Origin of the sequence: Corallococcus sp. CA054B (genome assembly GCF_003611625.1) — a bacterium.
GTDB classification, from domain to species: domain Bacteria; phylum Myxococcota; class Myxococcia; order Myxococcales; family Myxococcaceae; genus Corallococcus; species Corallococcus coralloides.
Window position 1 is genome coordinate 1 of sequence record NZ_RAVY01000415.1, and the last position, 608, is coordinate 608.

A 608-nucleotide genomic window follows, 5' to 3' on the forward strand; every position below is an offset into this window, starting at 1 on the left:
GATGCCCAGCCGGTTGGCCAGGGGCGCGTAGATGTCCAGCGTCTCCTGTCCGATGCGGGCCTGCTTCTCCTCGGACATGTGATCCAGCGTCCGCATGTTGTGCGTGCGGTCCGCCAGCTTCACGAGGATGACGCGGATGTCCTGCGCCATCGCGATGATCATCTTGCGGAAGTTCTCCGCCTGCTTCTCCTCCTGGGAGAGCGTCGCGGACGCGGAGAACTTGGACAGCTTCGTCACGCCGTCCACCAGCTGGGCGACCTCCGGGCCGAAGAGCTCCGTGAGCTCCTCCGCGGTGGCGAGCGTGTCCTCGATGGTGTCGTGGAGCAGGCCGGTGACGATGGACGCTTCGTCCAGCTTCAGCTCCGCCAGGATGCCCGCCACCTCCAGCGGGTGGATGAGGTAGGGCTCTCCCGACTTGCGGAGTTGCCCCTGATGGACCTTGGCCGAGTAGACGTACGCCTTCTTGATGATGTCCAGGTCGGGGTCCGGGTGGTACGACGCAACCCGCTGCAGGATGTCGTTCAGGCGAATCATCGAGGCGGTGACAATCGTAACTGCCTCAAACAGCAGGGGCAACGTTACCCTGGAACATCGCGTGCCCCGCCGGG

The 608-nt window shown here is 64.6% G+C and carries 1 protein-coding gene; it reads right to left on the reverse strand.

The window, feature by feature from the left end; translation table 11 throughout:
- Positions 1 to 534: HD domain-containing protein (locus D7V80_RS41095; protein WP_147447409.1), on the reverse strand; the 534-nt coding region annotated here is incomplete at its 3' end.
- Between the last annotated feature and the right edge of the window lie 74 nt (positions 535 to 608).